This window comes from Stenotrophomonas terrae (assembly GCF_001431465.1).
In the GTDB taxonomy this organism is placed as follows: domain Bacteria; phylum Pseudomonadota; class Gammaproteobacteria; order Xanthomonadales; family Xanthomonadaceae; genus Stenotrophomonas; species Stenotrophomonas terrae.
In genome coordinates this window covers 1-17,518 of sequence record NZ_LDJJ01000065.1, presented here as the reverse complement: position 1 = coordinate 17,518, position 17,518 = coordinate 1, and the positions used below count along the sequence as shown (strand labels likewise).

Genomic DNA, 17,518 nt, shown 5'->3' with positions numbered 1-17,518 from the left:
TTCGTTCACGGTTCGGCGCGTATGGCGCTGGAAGGTGACCAGAGCGAAATCGGCGTGCCGGCCATCCTGAAGCTGGTCGATGCACTGGACAGCTGGATCCCGACCCCGGAGCGTGACGTCGACAAGCCGTTCCTGATGCCGGTGGAAGACGTGTTCTCGATCTCGGGCCGCGGCACCGTGGTGACCGGTCGTATCGAGCGCGGCGTGATCAAGGTCGGCGAAGAAATCGAAATCGTCGGTATCCGTCCGGTCCAGAAGACCACCGTCACCGGTGTGGAAATGTTCCGCAAGCTGCTCGACCAGGGTCAGGCAGGCGACAACGCCGGTCTGCTGCTGCGCGGCACCAAGCGTGACGACGTCGAGCGTGGCCAGGTTCTGGCCAAGCCGGGTTCGATCAAGCCGCACACCCAGTTCGAAGCCGAAGTGTACGTGCTGTCGAAGGACGAGGGCGGCCGTCACACCCCGTTCTTCAAGGGCTACCGTCCGCAGTTCTACTTCCGTACCACCGACATCACTGGCGCTTGCGAGCTGCCGGAAGGCGTCGAGATGGTGATGCCGGGTGACAACGTCAAGATGACCGTCACCCTGATCAACCCGGTGGCAATGGACGAAGGCCTGCGCTTCGCAATCCGCGAAGGTGGCCGTACTGTCGGCGCCGGCGTGGTCGCCAAGATCGTCGCGTAATAGCCTGTAGCGCCAGCAGTAAACGCTGTTGGTGGCGCGGATGGCGGGCCGGGTAACTCGGTCCGCCTTCGCCGTCTAAGGTGATGTGTAACAGTCAAGTCATACGCCAGTAGCTCAATTGGCAGAGCAGCGGTCTCCAAAACCGCAGGTTGGGGGTTCGAGTCCCTCCTGGCGTGCCACTTGCAACTCTCTATCCAGTGACCTTGGTCGCACCAGCAACAAGAGTCGGATGAACAGCAAGATCGAACATTCCAAGTCCGCCGCCTCTGGTGGCGATATCGTCAAGTACGTCGGCGCTGCGCTGTTGGTGCTGGCGGGTCTGTTTGTCTGGTTCTGGTTCGCCGATCAGCCGCGTTCTGCCCAGTTGGGCGCTTGGGCCAGTCAGTGGCGGGCGCTGGCAGTGGTTGTGGGTCTGGTGGCCGGTGGTGCAGTATTCATGCTGACCACGAAGGGCCGTCAGACAATCGAATTCCTTTCTGAATCCCGTTTCGAGCTGCGCAAGGTCGTGTGGCCGACCCGCCAGGAAGCTATCCGCATGACGTGGGTGGTGGTGGTGGTGGTGATCGTGCTGAGCCTGCTGCTGGGTGGTTTCGATTTCGTGATCCAGAAACTGACCCAGTGGTTCTTGGGTCGTTAAGGAGATATCTGTGAAGCGTTGGTACGTCGTTCACGCCTATTCAGGTTTTGAGAAGTCGGTTGCGCAGGCGTTGCGTGATCGCATCGCGCGTGACGAGATGCAGGAGCTTTTTGGTGATGTGCTGGTCCCCACTGAAGAAGTGGTGGAAATGCGCGCAGGCCAGAAGCGCCGCTCCGAGCGCAAGTTCTTCCCCGGTTACGTGCTGGTACAGATCGAAACCCACGAAGAAGCCGGTATCCCGCGTATCGACAACGAAAGCTGGCATTTGGTCAAGGAAACCCCGAAGGTCATGGGTTTCATTGGTGGCACTGCGGATCGTCCGCTGCCGATCCAGGACAGTGAGGCTGCTGCCATCCTGAACCGCGTTCAGGAAGGTGTTGAGAAGCCGCGTCCGAAGGTGCTGTTCGAGCCGGGCCAGATGGTCCGTGTCACCGAAGGCCCGTTCAATGATTTCAACGGCGTTGTCGAAGAAGTCAATTACGAGAAGAGCCGCCTGCGCGTTTCGGTGCTGATCTTTGGTCGCGCCACCCCGGTCGAACTCGAGTTCGGCCAGGTCGAAAAGGCGATCTGAAGCTGGCTGCGCCACCTGTTCAGGTGGCGTCGCAAAAAGCTGCTACAATTTTCGGCTCCCCAACGAGGGAGCAAATCAAGGGCTGCCGCAAGGTGGCCTTTGGTGCGATTTCACAACGCGATGCCGGGACGCGTGATTCCCGGTCCGATGGGGAGCCTGTTGTCGCAAGGCGCTAGCACCCGGAGAGCACTCTAATGGCAAAGAAAGTTGTCGGTTATATCAAGCTGCAGGTAAAGGCTGGTCAGGCCAACCCCTCGCCGCCGGTCGGTCCTGCGCTGGGTCAGCGCGGCCTGAACATCATGGAATTCTGCAAGGCGTTCAACGCTGCCACGCAGAAGCTGGAACCGGGTCTGCCGGTGCCGGTGATCATCACGGCCTATTCGGACCGTACGTTCACCTTCATCACCAAGAGCACCCCGGCGACCACGCTGCTGAAGAAGGCCGCTGGCATTTCTTCGGGCTCGAAGAAGCCGAACACCGACAAGGTGGGCAAGGTGACGCGCGCGCAGCTGGAAGAAATCTGCAAGGCAAAGGAGCCGGATCTGACGGCCGCCAGCCTTGACGCCGCCGTGCGTACGATCGCGGGCTCCGCCCGTTCCATGGGCCTGGTGGTAGAGGGTTAATCTGATGGCACAGACCAAGCGTGAGAAGGCCATCGCGGCCGCCGTTGTCCCGGGTAAGGCATATGCCTTCGAGGACGCAATCAACATCCTGAAGACCGTCACCAAGGCCAAGTTCGTCGAGTCGATCGACGTTGCTGTGCGCCTGGGCGTTGACGCCAAGAAGTCCGACCAGCAGGTGCGCGGTTCCACCGTGCTGCCGGCCGGTACCGGCAAGTCGGTCCGCGTGGCCGTGTTTGCTCCGGCCGGTGCCAAGGCTGACGAAGCCCTGGCCGCTGGCGCCGAAGCTGTCGGCATGGACGACCTGGCTGAGAAGATGCAGGCCGGCGATCTGAACTATGACGTCGTCATCGCTACCCCGGACGCCATGCGCGTTGTCGGTAAGCTGGGTACGCTGCTGGGCCCGCGCGGCCTGATGCCGAACCCGAAGGTCGGCACCGTTTCGGCCAACCCGGGCGAAGCCGTCAAGAATGCCAAGTCGGGTCAGGTGCGTTACCGCACTGACAAGGCCGGCATCATCCACTGCACCATCGGCAAGGCCAGCTTCGAAAACGGCGCGCTGCAGTCGAACCTGCAGGCACTGCTGCTGGACCTGATCAAGGCCAAGCCGGCTACCTCGAAGGGCCTGTACCTGCAGAAGGTATCGGTCAGCTCGACGATGGGCCCGGGCGTGACGGTTGATCAGTCCTCGCTGACCCTGAAGTAATTGTTTCAAGCGGCCTCGGTACCTTTGGTGCCGAGGCCGTCATTTTGAAGGCGTCGCGCAGGTTTACCTGCGTGGAGCCGTCAAAGACCGCAGGCGCGGTCAGCGCATACCGGCGACGGGCATGGAAGCTCGATTTGGCAAGGAGTCGCCGCCGGTACAGCGAGGTCGCTTAATTGATTCGTTCTCGGATCACCCTGCGTAGATGGTGCCGCCCTTCTGGATTTTTCTGGTTCACGTACGTCTGGGTTTACCCAGGTTTGCACTCCAGCTCTAGAACGGCCACCACCGGAACATCACCTGATGTTCCCGGCGTCCAGGATGGATGCCGCCCAGGACCGCACACGGCTAGGAGCCGTAAGCGGAATATGTTTGAAGCAGGGTTTTGTGGTTCGGCCCGGGATGCTTGCAGCAGCGGCAACGTCGCTCTTGCCAATCCGGATCCCCGATCCCCGGTCCCCGCTTAAACGGAGGAGTGCAATGGCTCTCAATCTGTCCCAGAAGCAAGAAGTAGTCGCCGAGCTGGCAGACATCGCCGCCAAGGCCCACTCCTTGATCGCAGCCGAATACGCTGGCACCACGGTCGCTCAAATGACCGCGATGCGTAAGCAGGCCCGCGAAACCGGTGTTTTCTTGAAAGTTGTCAAGAACACGCTGGCCTCGCGCGCCGTTGAAGGCACCGATTTCGCAGTTGCAAAAGACCAGATGGTTGGTCCGCTGCTGTATGCGTTTTCGCTTGAGGAGCCCGGCGCAGCCGGTCGCCTGATCAAGGATGCAGCCAAGGGTAACGACAAGCTGAAGGCGAAGGTCGTGGCAATCGGCGGGGAAATCTTCCCGGCCAGCCACGTCGACGTGCTGGCATCGTTGCCGACCCGTGATCAGGCACTGGCCATGTTGGCCCGCGTCCTGACCGAGCCGGTCACCATGTTCGCCCGCGCCGTCAAGGCTATCGGTGAAAAGCAGGAAGGTGGCGCAGCGGAAGCTGCAGCGCCGGCCGCTGAAGCCGAAGCTGTCTAAGTTCGACGTCCACGTGGTTCCGCACGGAACCTCAATCCAGAATATTTTCAAAAGGTAATCAAAATGTCCCTTACCAACGATCAGATCGTCGACGCGATCGCCGAAAAGTCCCTGATGGAAGTGATGGAGCTGGTCAAGGCCATCGAAGAGAAGTTCGGCGTTTCGGCTGCTGCCCCGGTTGCAGTTGCTGCTGCTGGCCCGGCTGCTGTTGTTGAAGAGCAGACCGAATTCAACGTCATCCTGAAGGATGCCGGCGCGAAGAAGGTCGAAGTGATTAAGGCCGTCCGCGCCATCACCGGCCTGGGCCTGAAGGAAGCGAAGGACCTGGCAGAAGCCGGCGGCGTCGTGAAGGAAGGTGCGTCGAAGGACGAGGCCGAGAAGTTCAAGAAGGACCTGGAAGCCGCCGGCGCGACCGTCGAGCTGAAGTAATCAGTTCCTTGCATCGTCATCGATTCGCGGCGATGCAGCTGAGGCTGGGGGCGTAAAGCCCCCGGCCTTTGGTCGTTTCAAACCGTTGTTACGTTGAGCAAGCCCGGTCTGGTACCGAGCCATGCTCGGCAGGCTTCAACTGGCGGGCCAGAAGCCCGGCAGGCAGTAGAAAGACCAACGTGGCAAGTGTCAGGCGCTGCGCTCCAGACGATGGAGTGACCCGCAGCCGATACAAGCGAGTTGGCAGTTGGAAGTAGCGGGAGAAGGCGTGCTGGTGCCGGCAATACCAGCGACTTCCAACTGACAATTTCAAGTTTCCTTACGGGTTGTGGACGCACGGCCCGCACAACAAGGTGGAAGACCTCATGACGTCCTATTCGTACACCGAAAAAAAGCGCATCCGCAAAGATTTCGGCAAGCAGCGCTCGATCCTCGAGGTGCCGTTCCTGCTCGCGATCCAGGTTGATTCGTACCGCGAATTCCTGCAGGAAAACATCGACCCGGCCAAGCGCTCCGACCACGGCCTGCATGCTGCGCTGAAGTCGGTGTTCCCGATTTCCAGCTACAGCGGCAACGCTGCCCTGGAATACGTCGGTTACAAGCTGGGCGACCCGGTGTTTGACGAGCGCGAGTGCCGCCAGCGTGGCATGAGCTACGGCGCGCCGCTGCGCGTCACCGTGCGTCTGGTCATCTACGACCGCGAATCGTCCACCAAGGCGATCAAGTATGTGAAGGAGCAGGAGGTCTATCTGGGCGAAATCCCGTTGATGACCGACAACGGCACCTTCATCGTCAACGGTACCGAGCGCGTCATCGTGTCGCAGCTGCACCGTTCGCCGGGCGTGTTCTTCGACCACGACCGTGGCAAGACCCACAGCTCGGGCAAGCTGCTGTACAGCGCCCGCATCATCCCGTACCGCGGCTCCTGGCTGGACTTCGAGTTCGACCCGAAGGACGCGCTGTTCACCCGTATCGATCGCCGCCGCAAGTTGCCGGTGTCGGTGCTGCTGCGTGCGCTGGGCTACAACAACGAAGAGATGCTGGCCGAGTTCTTCGAGGTCAACACCTTCCACATCAACCCGGACGAAGGCGTGCAGCTGGAGCTGGTGCCGGAGCGTCTGCGTGGTGAAACGCTGAACTTCGACCTGGCCGACGGCGACAAGGTCATCGTGGAAGCTGGCAAGCGCATCACCGCGCGCCACATCAAGCAGCTGCAGGCTTCGGGCATTGCCGCCCTGGCCGTGCCGGACGATTACATCGTCGGCCGCATCCTGTCGCACGACGTGGTGGATGCCAATACCGGTGAACTGCTGGCCCAGGCCAACGACGAAATCAGCGACGATCAGCTGCAGGCATTCCGCAAGGCCGGTGTCGATGCGGTTGGCACGCTGTGGGTGAACGATCTGGATCGTGGCCCGTACCTGTCCAACACCCTGCGCATCGATGGCACCAAGACCCAGCTCGAAGCGCTGGTCGAAATCTATCGCATGATGCGTCCGGGCGAGCCGCCGACCAAGGACGCCGCGCAGAACCTGTTCCACAACCTGTTCTTCACCTTCGAGCGCTACGACCTGTCCACGGTTGGCCGCATGAAGTTCAACCGTCGTGTCGGCCGCAAGGAAGTCACCGGTGAGTCGGTGCTGTACGACCGCAAGTACTTCGGCGAGCGCAACGACGAGGAATCCAAGCGCCTGGTCGCCGCACACGGCGAAGGTTCGGACATCCTTGACGTGATCAAGGTGCTGACCGAGATCCGTAACGGTCGCGGCGTGGTCGATGACATCGATCACCTGGGCAACCGTCGCGTGCGTTCGGTCGGTGAAATGGCCGAGAACGTGTTCCGCGTGGGCCTGGTCCGCGTCGAGCGCGCGGTCAAGGAGCGCCTGTCGATGGCCGAGTCGGAAGGCTTGACCCCGCAGGAACTGATCAACGCCAAGCCGGTGGCTGCGGCGATCAAGGAATTCTTCGGCTCCTCGCAGCTGTCGCAGTTCATGGATCAGAACAACCCGCTGTCGGAAGTGACGCACAAGCGTCGCGTCTCCGCGCTGGGCCCGGGCGGCCTGACCCGCGAACGCGCCGGCTTCGAAGTGCGCGACGTGCACCCGACCCATTACGGCCGCGTCTGCACCATCGAAACGCCGGAAGGCCCGAACATCGGCCTGATCAACTCGCTGGCCGTGTTCGCACGCACCAACAAGTACGGCTTCCTGGAAACCCCGTACCGCAAGGTGCATGACGGCAAGGTCTCCGACGAAATCGAGTTCCTGTCGGCCATCGAAGAGAACGAGTACGTCATCGCCCAGGCAAACGCCCTGACCGATGCCAAGAACATGCTCACCGAGCAGTTCGTGCCGTGCCGCTTCCAGGGTGAGTCGCTGCTCAAGCCGCCGGCAGAAGTCCACTTCATGGACGTCTCGCCGATGCAGACCGTGTCGGTTGCTGCGGCACTGGTTCCGTTCCTGGAACACGATGACGCAAACCGCGCACTGATGGGCGCCAACATGCAGCGTCAGGCCGTGCCGACCCTGCGTGCGCAGAAGCCGCTGGTGGGTACCGGTATCGAACGCGCCGTGGCCCGTGACTCGGGTGTGACCGTGAATGCCCTGCGTGGCGGCGAGATCGTGCAGATCGACGCCGGCCGCATCGTGGTCAAGGCCAACGAGAACGAGATCACCGATCCGGCCGATGCCGGCGTCGATATCTACAACCTGATCAAGTACACCCGTTCGAACCAGAACACCTGCATCAACCAGCGTCCGCTGGTGAACGTGGGTGACGTGATCGCGCGCGGCGACGTGCTGGCCGATGGCCCGTCCACCGATATCGGTGAACTGGCGCTGGGTCAGAACATGCTGATCGCCTTCATGCCGTGGAACGGCTACAACTTCGAAGACTCCATCCTGCTGTCCGAGCGTGTGGTCGAAGAAGATCGTTACACCACGATCCACATCGAAGAACTGACCTGCGTTGCACGTGACACCAAGCTGGGGCCGGAGGAAATTTCCGCCGACATCCCGAACGTGTCCGAGCAGGCGCTGAACCGTCTGGACGAATCCGGCGTGGTGTACATCGGTGCGGAAGTGCGCGCCGGCGACATCATGGTTGGCAAGGTGACGCCGAAGGGCGAGAGCCAGCTGACCCCGGAAGAGAAGCTGCTGCGCGCGATCTTCGGCGAGAAGGCTTCGGACGTTAAGGACAGCTCGCTGCGCGTTCCGCCGGGCATGGACGGCACCGTCATCGACGTGCAGGTCTTCACCCGCGACGGCATCGAGAAGGACAAGCGCGCACGCCAGATCGAAGAAAACGAGATCAAGCGCGTCAAGAAGGACTTCGACGACCAGTTCCGCATCCTCGAAGGCGCCATCTACGCACGTCTGCGCTCGCAGATCGTGGGCAAGGTGGCCAACGGCGGCGCCAACCTGAAGAAGGGTGACGTGGTCTCCGATGCGCTGCTGGACGGCCTGAAGAAGTCCGACTGGTTCACCCTGCGCATGAAGGACGATGACGCGTCCGAAGCCATCGAACGTGCCCAGATGCAGATCCAGGCACACGAGAAGGAATTCGAGCGCCGCTTTGCCGACAAGCGCGGCAAGATCACCCAGGGCGACGATCTGGCACCAGGCGTGCTGAAGATGGTCAAGGTGTTCCTGGCCGTGAAGCGTCGCATCCAGCCGGGTGACAAGATGGCAGGCCGCCACGGCAACAAGGGTGTGGTCTCCAATGTGGTGCCGGTCGAAGACATGCCGTACATGGCTGACGGCAACACCGTGGACATCTGCTTGAACCCGCTGGGCGTGCCGTCGCGTATGAACATCGGCCAGATTCTGGAAGTGCATCTGGGCTGGGCCGCAAAGGGCCTGGGCAAGCGCATCCAGGGCATGCTGGAACAGCAGCGTGCGGTCAGTGAACTGCGTGAGTTCCTGGGCAAGATCTACAACCATGATTCGGCCGTGTCCGAACAGCGCGTTGATCTGTCCCAGTTCAGCGATGACGAGCTGATCAACCTGGCCAAGAACCTGACCGACGGCGTGCCGATGGCAACCCCGGTGTTCGACGGCGCGGCCGAAGACGAGATCCGCGAAATGCTGAATCTCGCCTACCCGGACGATGCCCCGGAAACCGAGCGTCTGGGCTTCAACACCAGCAAGACGCAGATGCAGCTGTATGACGGCCGCACCGGCGAAGCCTTCGACCGCAAGACCACGGTCGGCTACATGCATTACCTGAAGTTGAACCACTTGGTCGACGACAAGATGCATGCCCGTTCGACCGGTCCGTACTCGCTCGTTACCCAGCAGCCGCTGGGCGGCAAGGCGCAGTTCGGTGGTCAGCGCTTCGGTGAAATGGAAGTCTGGGCACTGGAAGCCTACGGCGCGGCCTACACCCTGCAGGAAATGCTGACGGTGAAGTCCGATGACGTACAGGGCCGTAACCAGATGTACAAGAACATCGTCGACGGTGAGCACGAGATGGTTGCGGGCATGCCGGAATCCTTCAACGTTTTGGTGAAGGAAATCCGCTCGCTGGCCATCAACATGGAACTGGAAGGCGGTTGATTGCGCAGGCGCTGCTGCAGTGATGCAGCAGCGCCGCCAGCACTGACTGACAGCCCATCGACAAAGATTTCCTCCTTTCGGAGAACACCATGAAAGACCTGCTCAACCTCTTCAACCAGCAGCGCCAGACGCTGGACTTCGACGCGATCAAGATCGCGCTGGCCTCGCCGGACCTGATCCGTTCGTGGTCCTTCGGCGAAGTGAAGAAGCCGGAAACCATCAATTACCGTACCTTCAAGCCGGAGCGTGACGGCCTGTTCTGCGCCGCCATCTTCGGACCGGTCAAGGACTACGAGTGCCTGTGCGGCAAGTACAAGCGCATGAAGCACCGCGGCGTTGTCTGCGAAAAGTGCGGTACCGAAGTAACCCTGGCCAAGGTGCGTCGCGAGCGCATGGGCCACATCGACCTGGCATCGCCGGTCGCGCACATCTGGTTCCTCAAGTCGCTGCCGTCGCGCATCGGCCTGATGCTGGACATGACCCTGCGTGACATCGAGCGCGTGCTGTACTTCGAAGCCTACGTGGTGACCGAGCCGGGCCTGACCGCCCTGGAGCGCCGCCAGCTACTGACCGAAGAACAGTACCTGCAGGCACGCCAGGAACACGGCGATGACTTCGACGCTGCAATGGGCGCCGAGGCTGTCTACGAACTGCTGCGTACCATCGACCTGCAGGCCGAAATGGTCCGCCTGCGCGAGGAAATCGCCTCGACCGGTTCGGAAACCAAGCTCAAGCGTCTGACCAAGCGCATCAAGCTGGTCGAAGCCTTCCTCGAGTCGGGCAACCGCCCGGAGTGGATGGTGATGACCGTGCTGCCGGTGCTGCCGCCGGACCTGCGTCCGCTGGTTCCGCTGGACGGTGGCCGCTTCGCGACCTCGGATCTGAACGATCTGTACCGCCGCGTCATCAACCGCAACAACCGTCTGCGCCGCCTGCTGGAGCTCAACGCTCCGGACATCATCGTGCGCAACGAAAAGCGCATGCTGCAGGAATCGGTTGACGCCCTGTTGGACAACGGCCGTCGCGGCCGTGCCATCACCGGCACCAACAAGCGCCCGCTCAAGTCGCTGGCCGACATGATCAAGGGTAAGCAGGGTCGCTTCCGTCAGAACCTGCTGGGCAAGCGCGTCGATTACTCGGGCCGTTCGGTGATCACCGTGGGTCCGTACCTGAAGCTGCACCAGTGCGGCCTGCCGAAGAAGATGGCGCTTGAGCTGTTCAAGCCGTTCGTGTTCGCCAAGCTGCAGCGTCGTGGCCTGGCCACCACCATCAAGGCCGCCAAGAAGCTGGTTGAGCGCGAAGAAGGCGAAGTCTGGGACGTCCTGGAAGAAGTCATCCGCGAACATCCGGTGCTGCTGAACCGTGCGCCGACCCTGCACCGTCTGGGCATCCAGGCGTTCGAACCGCTGTTGATCGAAGGCAAGGCCATCCAGCTGCATCCGCTGGTCTGTACCGCATTCAACGCCGACTTCGACGGTGACCAGATGGCCGTCCACGTACCGCTCTCGCTGGAAGCCCAGCTGGAAGCGCGTGCGCTGATGATGTCCACCAACAACATCCTGTCGCCGGCCAACGGCGAGCCGATCATCGTGCCGTCGCAGGACGTGGTGTTGGGCCTGTACTACATGGCCCGTTCGCTGGTGAACAAGAAGGGCGAGGGCATGGTCTTCGCCAACACCGACGAAGTGAAGCGTGCCTACGACAACCGCCTGGTTGAACTGCATGCGCGCGTCAAGGTGCGCATCGTGCAGGTCGAGCGTGACGAAGACGGCAACAAGGTCAAGAAGACCTCGATCGTCGACACCACCATCGGCCGTGCGCTGCTGAGCGAGATCATGCCGGAAGGCCTGCCGTTCGAGCTGTGCAACACCGAGATGACCAAGAAGAACATCTCGCGCCTGATCAACCAGAGCTACCGTCTGCTGGGTCTGAAGGACACCGTGGTGTTCGCCGACAAGCTGATGTACACCGGCTATGCCTACGCAACCCGCGCTGGCGTGTCGATCGGCATCGACGACATGCTGATCCCGGACGAGAAGAAGGGCATCCTGGGCGAAGCCGAGCAGGAAGTGCTGGAAATCCAGGAGCAGTACCAGTCGGGTCTGGTCACCGCCGGCGAGCGCTACAACAAGGTGGTCGACATCTGGTCGCGCACCAATGAGCGCATCGCCAAGGCGATGATGGAAACCATTGGTACCGAAAAAGTCATCGGTAGCGATGGCGAGCTGGTCGACCAGAAGTCGATGAACTCGCTGTACATCATGGCCGACTCCGGTGCCCGTGGTAGCCAGGCGCAGATCCGTCAGCTGGCCGGTATGCGTGGCCTGATGGCGCGTCCGGATGGCTCGATCATCGAAACGCCCATCAAGGCGAACTTCCGTGAAGGCCTGAACGTGCAGGAGTACTTCAACTCCACCCACGGTGCCCGTAAGGGTCTGGCCGATACCGCGTTGAAGACGGCGAACTCGGGTTACCTGACCCGTCGTCTGGTCGACGTGGCACAGGACGTGGTGATCACCGAGGTGGATTGCGGTACCTCCGAAGGCCTGACCATGACTCCGATCGTGGAAGGCGGCGACGTGGTTGAGCCGTTGAAGGATCGCGTGCTGGGCCGCGTTGTGGCCGAGGACGTGTTCCTGCCGGGCAACGACGAAGATCCGATCGTGACCCGCAACACGCTGCTCGACGAGCAGTGGGTGAACAAGCTGGAAGAAGCCGGCGTGCAGACCATCAAGGTCCGCTCGACGATCACCTGCGAATCCTCGTTCGGCGTCTGCGGTCGCTGCTACGGCCGCGATCTGGCCCGTGGCCACATCGTCAACATCGGTGAAGCGGTTGGCGTCATCGCCGCCCAGTCGATCGGTGAGCCGGGTACCCAGCTGACCATGCGTACGTTCCACATCGGTGGTGCGGCATCGCGTGCGGCTGCGGTCGACAACATCACCGTCAAGACCACCGGTTCGGTGAAGTTCTCCAACCTGAAGCACGTCGAGCAGGCCAGCGGTGCGCTGGTTGCCGTCTCGCGTTCGGGTGAAATCTCCGTGCTCGATCCGCATGGCCGTGAGCGTGAGCGCTACAAGCTGCCGTACGGTGCCAGCATCGGCGTCAAGGACGGTGCGGAAATCAAGGCTGGCCAGACCGTGGCCAACTGGGATCCGCATAACCACCCGATCGTGTCGGAAGTGGCTGGTTTCGTGCGCTTCATCGACTTCATCGATGGCGTGACCGTGATCGAGAAGACCGACGAACTGACCGGTCTGGCCTCGCGCGAAATCACCGATCCGAAGCGTCGTGGCTCGCAGGCCAAGGATCTGCGTCCGCTGGTCCGCATCATCGATGGCAAGGGCAATGACCTGACCATCCCGGGCACCGACCTGCCGGCACAGTACCTGCTGCCGCCGCGCTCGATCGTCAACCTGCAGGATGGCGCGCCGGTAGGCGTGGGCGACGTGGTTGCCAAGATCCCGCAGGAAGCCTCGAAGACCCGTGACATCACCGGTGGTCTGCCGCGCGTTGCCGACTTGTTCGAAGCCCGCAAGCCGAAGGATCCGGCGATCCTGGCCGAGCGTTCGGGCATCATCAGCTTCGGCAAGGACACCAAGGGCAAGCAGCGCCTGATCATCAAGGACACCGATGGTTCGGAGCACGAAGAGCTGATTCCGAAGTACCGCCAGATCATCGTGTTCGAAGGTGAGCACGTGACCCGCGGTGAAACCGTGGTGGACGGCGAGCCGAGCCCGCAGGACATCCTGCGCCTGAAGGGCGTGGAAGAGCTGGCCCGTTACCTGGTCAAGGAAATCCAGGACGTGTACCGCCTGCAGGGCGTGAAGATCAACGACAAGCACATTGAAGTGATCTCGCGTCAGATGCTGCGCAAGGTGGAAATCGTTGACCAGGGCAGCAGCAAGTTCCTCAATGGCGAGCAGGCCGAGCGCCAGCGCGTGATCGAAGAGAACGTGAAGCTGGCCACCCGCAACGAGTTGCCGGCCCGTTACGAGCCGGTGCTGCTGGGTATCACCAAGGCATCGCTGGCGACCGAGTCGTTCATCTCGGCGGCATCGTTCCAGGAAACCACCCGCGTGCTGACCGAGGCTGCCGTGCGCGGCACCTCCGACGGCCTGCGCGGTCTGAAGGAAAACGTGATCGTTGGCCGCCTGATTCCGGCGGGCACCGGTCTTGCGTATCATGCCCAGCGCCGCCGTAACGCGTCGGGTCTGACTGACTCGGAAATCGCAACCCTGGCCGGCCCGGTCGTGGTCGCGGAGCCCGAAGTTGCAGCACCGGAAGCTGAACAGGCTGCTGGTGAAGAGTAAGTAGTTAGATCGGCCGGCCCGTTCGCGGGCCGGCAGTTCGACCTGAACGGGGCATATGGAGATACCCCTGTAACAGCTCTGGATCAGGGCTGGCTTGGCATGCGCTCGTTTGACTGGGCTCTTGACAAGTTGCTACAATCGTCTGTCTCAGCAGGCCAAAAATTTGGCCTGCTTTACAATTTCCGCATCCTGGCCGTTTTTACGGCCCCAATCAGAAGAACCTACTGATGGCGACGATCAACCAGCTGGTACGCAAGCCGCGCCAAGCTACCACCTACAAGAGTGCCTCGCCGGCACTCGACAAGTGCCCGCAGCGCCGTGGCGTCTGCACGCGCGTGTACACCACCACCCCGAAGAAGCCGAACTCGGCTCTGCGTAAGGTTGCAAAGGTTCGCCTGACCAACCAGGAAGAAGTCATTTCCTACATCGGTGGTGAAGGCCATAACCTGCAGGAGCACTCCGTGGTCCTGATCCGCGGCGGCCGTGTAAAGGATCTGCCGGGTGTGCGTTACCACACCGTCCGTGGCTCACTCGACGCCGCCGGCGTTGCCAAGCGTCGCCAGGCGCGTTCCAAGTACGGCGCCAAGCGTCCGAAGGCCTGAGGAGTAAGACATGTCACGTAAAGGTAATACCCCCCAGCGTTCGGTCCTGCCGGATCCGAAGCACAAGAGCGAAACCATTGCCCGCTTCATCAACATGGTCATGTTGAGCGGCAAGAAGTCCGTTGCTGAAAAGATCGTCTATGGCGCCATGGACGTGATCAGCGAGAAGAACCCGAACGCAATCGAGCTGGTGCAGAAGGCGCTGGACAACGTTGCTCCGGGCGTCGAAGTGAAGTCGCGTCGCGTCGGTGGTGCCACCTATCAGGTGCCGGTCGAAGTGCGTGCTTCGCGCAAGATGGCCCTGGCCATGCGTTGGCTGATCGACTCCGCGCGTAAGCGTGGTGAGAACACCATGCCGCGCAAGCTGGCTGCTGAACTGCTGGACGCTTCGGAAAACCGCGGCGGCGCCATCAAGAAGCGTGAAGAAACCCACCGTATGGCGGAAGCGAACAAGGCCTTCGCTCACTACCGCTGGTGAGTTGAAGGGGCCTTGGAAACAGGGCCCCTGGCACCCATGTGGTGCTGCTTGTAGCGCTCTTAGCGCTGCTTCAATCCGAAGGCCGCCGCAAGGCGGCGTTCGGCCATCCGAATTCCAAGAAATTGAGAGGCTCCCGTGGCCCGCACCACTCCTATCGAGCGTTACCGTAACTTCGGCATCATGGCTCACATCGATGCCGGCAAGACCACCACGTCCGAGCGCATCCTGTTCTACACCGGTAAGAGCCACAAGCTCGGTGAAGTGCATGACGGCGCCGCCACCATGGACTGGATGGAGCAGGAGCAGGAGCGTGGCATCACGATCCAGTCCGCTGCTACCACCGCGTTCTGGAAGGGCATGGACAAGTCCCTGCCGGAGCACCGCTTCAACATCATCGATACCCCCGGGCACGTTGACTTCACCATCGAAGTCGAACGCTCCCTGCGCGTGCTCGACGGTGCGGTGTTCGTGCTGTGCGCCGTTGGTGGCGTGCAGCCGCAGTCCGAGACCGTGTGGCGCCAGGCCAACCGTTACCAGGTGCCGCGCATCGCGTTCGTCAACAAGATGGACCGTACCGGTGCCAACTTCCTGAAGGTCCGTGACCAGCTGAAGGCCAAGCTCGGCGCCGTCGCCGTGCCGATGCAGCTGCCGATCGGCGCTGAAGAAGGCTTCAAGGGCGTGGTCGATCTGCTCAAGATGAAGGCCATCCATTGGGATGACGCTTCGCAGGGCATGAAGTTCGAGTACGGCGAAGTCCCGGCTGACATGCAGGCAGCGGCTGAAGAAGCCCGCACCTTCATGATCGAAACCGCGGCTGAAGCCAGCGAAGAGCTGATGGAAAAGTACCTGGGCGGCGAAGAGCTGGCTGAGGCAGAGATCATCCAGGCCCTGCGTACCCGTACGCTGGCCGTGGAAATCGTGCCGATGTTCTGCGGTTCGGCGTTCAAGAACAAGGGCGTGCAGGCCATGCTTGACGGCGTGATCCAGCTGCTGCCGTCGCCGATCGACGTGCCGGACGTGAAGGGCACCGACGTTGACGACGACACCATCGAGATGACCCGCAAGTCGGACGACAAGGCTCCGTTCTCGTCGCTGGCGTTCAAGATCATCACCGATCCGTTCGTTGGCGCGCTGACCTTCTTCCGTGTCTACTCGGGCACCCTGAACGGTGGCGACACCGTGCTGAACTCGGTGAAGAACAAGAAGGAGCGCATCGGCCGCATCCTGCAGATGCACTCGAACAACCGCGAGGAAATCAAGGAAGTTCTGGCTGGTGACATCGCTGCTGCCGTGGGCCTGAAGGACACCACCACCGGTGACACGCTGTGCTCGCTCGAAGCACCGATCGTGCTCGAGCGCATGGTGTTCCCGGAGCCGGTGATCTCGATGGCTGTCGAGCCGAAGACCAAGTCGGACCAGGAAAAGATGGGTCTGGCACTGGGCCGTCTGGCACAGGAAGATCCGTCGTTCCGCGTCAAGACCGACGAAGAATCCGGCCAGACCATCATCTCCGGCATGGGCGAGCTGCACCTGGACATCATCGTTGACCGCATGAAGCGCGAGTTCAACGTTGAAGCCAACGTCGGCAAGCCGCAGGTGGCCTACCGCGAAACCATCCAGCTGGCTGACGTCAAGTCGGATTACAAGCACGCCAAGCAGTCCGGTGGTAAGGGTCAGTACGGTCACGTCGTGATCGAACTGTCGCCGATCACCGAAGCAGATCGTGCCGATCCGAAGCTGGCCAGCGCCATCAAGGATGATTTCCTGTTCATCAACGACATCACCGGCGGCGTGATCCCGAAGGAATTCATTCCTTCCGTGGAAAAGGGCCTGCGCGAAACCATCACCAGCGGTCCGCTGGCTGGCTTCCCGGTGGTGGATGTCAAGGTCAAGCTGGTGTTCGGCTCGTACCATGACGTTGACTCCTCGGAAATGGCGTTCAAGCTCGCCTCGTCGATGGCCTTCAAGCAGGGCTTCGCCAAGGCCAAGCCGGTTCTGCTGGAGCCGATCATGAAGGTCGAGATCGTGACCCCGGAGGAATACCAGGGTGACGTGATGGGCGACGTAAGCCGTCGTCGTGGCGTTCTGCAGGGTTCGGGCACCACCGGTGACGGCTCGGCCAGCATCATCAATGCGATGATTCCGCTGGGCGAAATGTTCGGTTACGCCACCGCGCTGCGTTCGCAGACCCAGGGTCGCGCAACCTTCACGATGGAATTCGACCATTACGAGCCGGCGCCGAACAACATCGCCGAAACCGTCATCAAGAAGGGCTGAGTCTCAGACTCAGCCTCTCCCTCCAAGTTTTAGCTAATCAAGGAATTACATATGTCCAAGGGTAAGTTCGAACGTACCAAGCCGCACGTCAACGTCGGCACCATCGGCCACGTCGATCATGGCAAGACCACGCTGACCGCTGCACTGACCAAGATCGGTGCTGAGCGCTTCGGTGGCGAGTTCAAGGATTACTCCTCGATCGACGCCGCGCCGGAAGAAAAGGCACGTGGTATCACGATCTCGACCGCACACGTCGAGTACGAATCCGCTTCGCGTCACTACGCCCACGTGGATTGCCCGGGCCATGCTGACTACGTCAAGAACATGATCACCGGTGCTGCCCAGATGGACGGCGCGATCCTGGTCTGCTCGGCTGCTGACGGCCCGATGCCGCAGACCCGCGAGCACATCCTGCTGTCGCGTCAGGTCGGCGTGCCGTACATCGTCGTGTTCCTGAACAAGGCCGACATGGTTGACGACGCCGAGCTGCTCGAGCTGGTCGAAATGGAAGTGCGTGAGCTGCTGAGCAAGTACGACTTCCCGGGCGACGACACCCCGATCGTTCACGGTTCGGCGCGTATGGCGCTGGAAGGTGACCAGAGCGAAATCGGCCTGTCTCTTATACCAATCT

At 61.5% G+C, this 17,518-nt stretch carries 13 protein-coding genes and 1 tRNA gene; all 14 read left to right on the top strand.

Going from position 1 to position 17,518, the window contains the following annotated elements; genetic code table 11:
• A partial coding sequence (locus ABB27_RS16740; protein ID WP_244479262.1) for an EF-Tu C-terminal domain-related protein occupies positions 1–684 on the top strand: 684 nt, incomplete at its 5' end.
• A 103-nt stretch (positions 685–787) separates the two neighbouring features.
• A tRNA-Trp gene (locus tag ABB27_RS16735) sits at positions 788–863 on the top strand.
• A 50-nt stretch (positions 864–913) separates the two neighbouring features.
• Entirely contained in the window at positions 914–1,321 is a 408-nt protein-coding gene (gene secE / locus ABB27_RS16730) for a preprotein translocase subunit SecE (protein ID WP_057630033.1), read from the top strand.
• A 10-nt stretch (positions 1,322–1,331) separates the two neighbouring features.
• Complete coding sequence (nusG, locus tag ABB27_RS16725; RefSeq protein WP_057630031.1) at positions 1,332–1,892, top strand: transcription termination/antitermination protein NusG; 561 nt, start codon at positions 1,332–1,334, stop codon at positions 1,890–1,892.
• Positions 1,893–2,086: 194 nt separating this feature from the next.
• A complete protein-coding gene (rplK, locus tag ABB27_RS16720) occupies positions 2,087–2,515 on the top strand; it encodes a 50S ribosomal protein L11 (protein ID WP_057630030.1) in 429 nt (142 codons plus the stop codon).
• Positions 2,516–2,519: 4 nt separating this feature from the next.
• The gene (rplA, locus tag ABB27_RS16715; RefSeq protein WP_057630027.1) at positions 2,520–3,218 is read left to right on the top strand and encodes a 50S ribosomal protein L1; all 699 of its coding nucleotides are present in this window, start codon (positions 2,520–2,522) and stop codon (positions 3,216–3,218) included.
• A gap of 477 nt (positions 3,219–3,695) precedes the next feature.
• Positions 3,696–4,232, top strand: coding sequence for a 50S ribosomal protein L10 (gene rplJ / locus ABB27_RS16710; RefSeq protein WP_057630025.1), 537 nt, complete (start codon positions 3,696–3,698; stop codon positions 4,230–4,232).
• 63 nt (positions 4,233–4,295) lie between these two features.
• Positions 4,296–4,661: a 50S ribosomal protein L7/L12 gene (rplL, locus tag ABB27_RS16705; RefSeq protein ID WP_057630023.1), complete on the top strand. Its 366-nt coding sequence runs from the start codon at positions 4,296–4,298 to the stop codon at positions 4,659–4,661.
• Positions 4,662–5,026: 365 nt separating this feature from the next.
• Entirely contained in the window at positions 5,027–9,217 is a 4,191-nt protein-coding gene (rpoB, locus tag ABB27_RS16700) for a DNA-directed RNA polymerase subunit beta (protein ID WP_057630035.1), read from the top strand.
• Positions 9,218–9,306: 89 nt separating this feature from the next.
• Positions 9,307–13,530 (top strand): DNA-directed RNA polymerase subunit beta', encoded by a 4,224-nt coding sequence (gene rpoC, locus ABB27_RS16695; RefSeq protein WP_057630020.1) that lies wholly within the window; start codon positions 9,307–9,309, stop codon positions 13,528–13,530.
• A 227-nt stretch (positions 13,531–13,757) separates the two neighbouring features.
• On the top strand, positions 13,758–14,132 hold the full coding sequence (gene rpsL, locus ABB27_RS16690; RefSeq protein ID WP_004145320.1) for a 30S ribosomal protein S12: 375 nt from the start codon (positions 13,758–13,760) through the stop codon (positions 14,130–14,132).
• Positions 14,133–14,142: 10 nt separating this feature from the next.
• Complete coding sequence (gene rpsG, locus ABB27_RS16685; RefSeq protein ID WP_057630019.1) at positions 14,143–14,610, top strand: 30S ribosomal protein S7; 468 nt, start codon at positions 14,143–14,145, stop codon at positions 14,608–14,610.
• Positions 14,611–14,745: 135 nt separating this feature from the next.
• Entirely contained in the window at positions 14,746–16,887 is a 2,142-nt protein-coding gene (gene fusA / locus ABB27_RS16680; RefSeq protein ID WP_057630016.1) for an elongation factor G, read from the top strand.
• A gap of 51 nt (positions 16,888–16,938) precedes the next feature.
• Positions 16,939–17,518, top strand: a 580-nt coding sequence (locus ABB27_RS16675) for a GTP-binding protein (RefSeq protein WP_152984645.1), incomplete at its 3' end; no start/stop codon positions are given.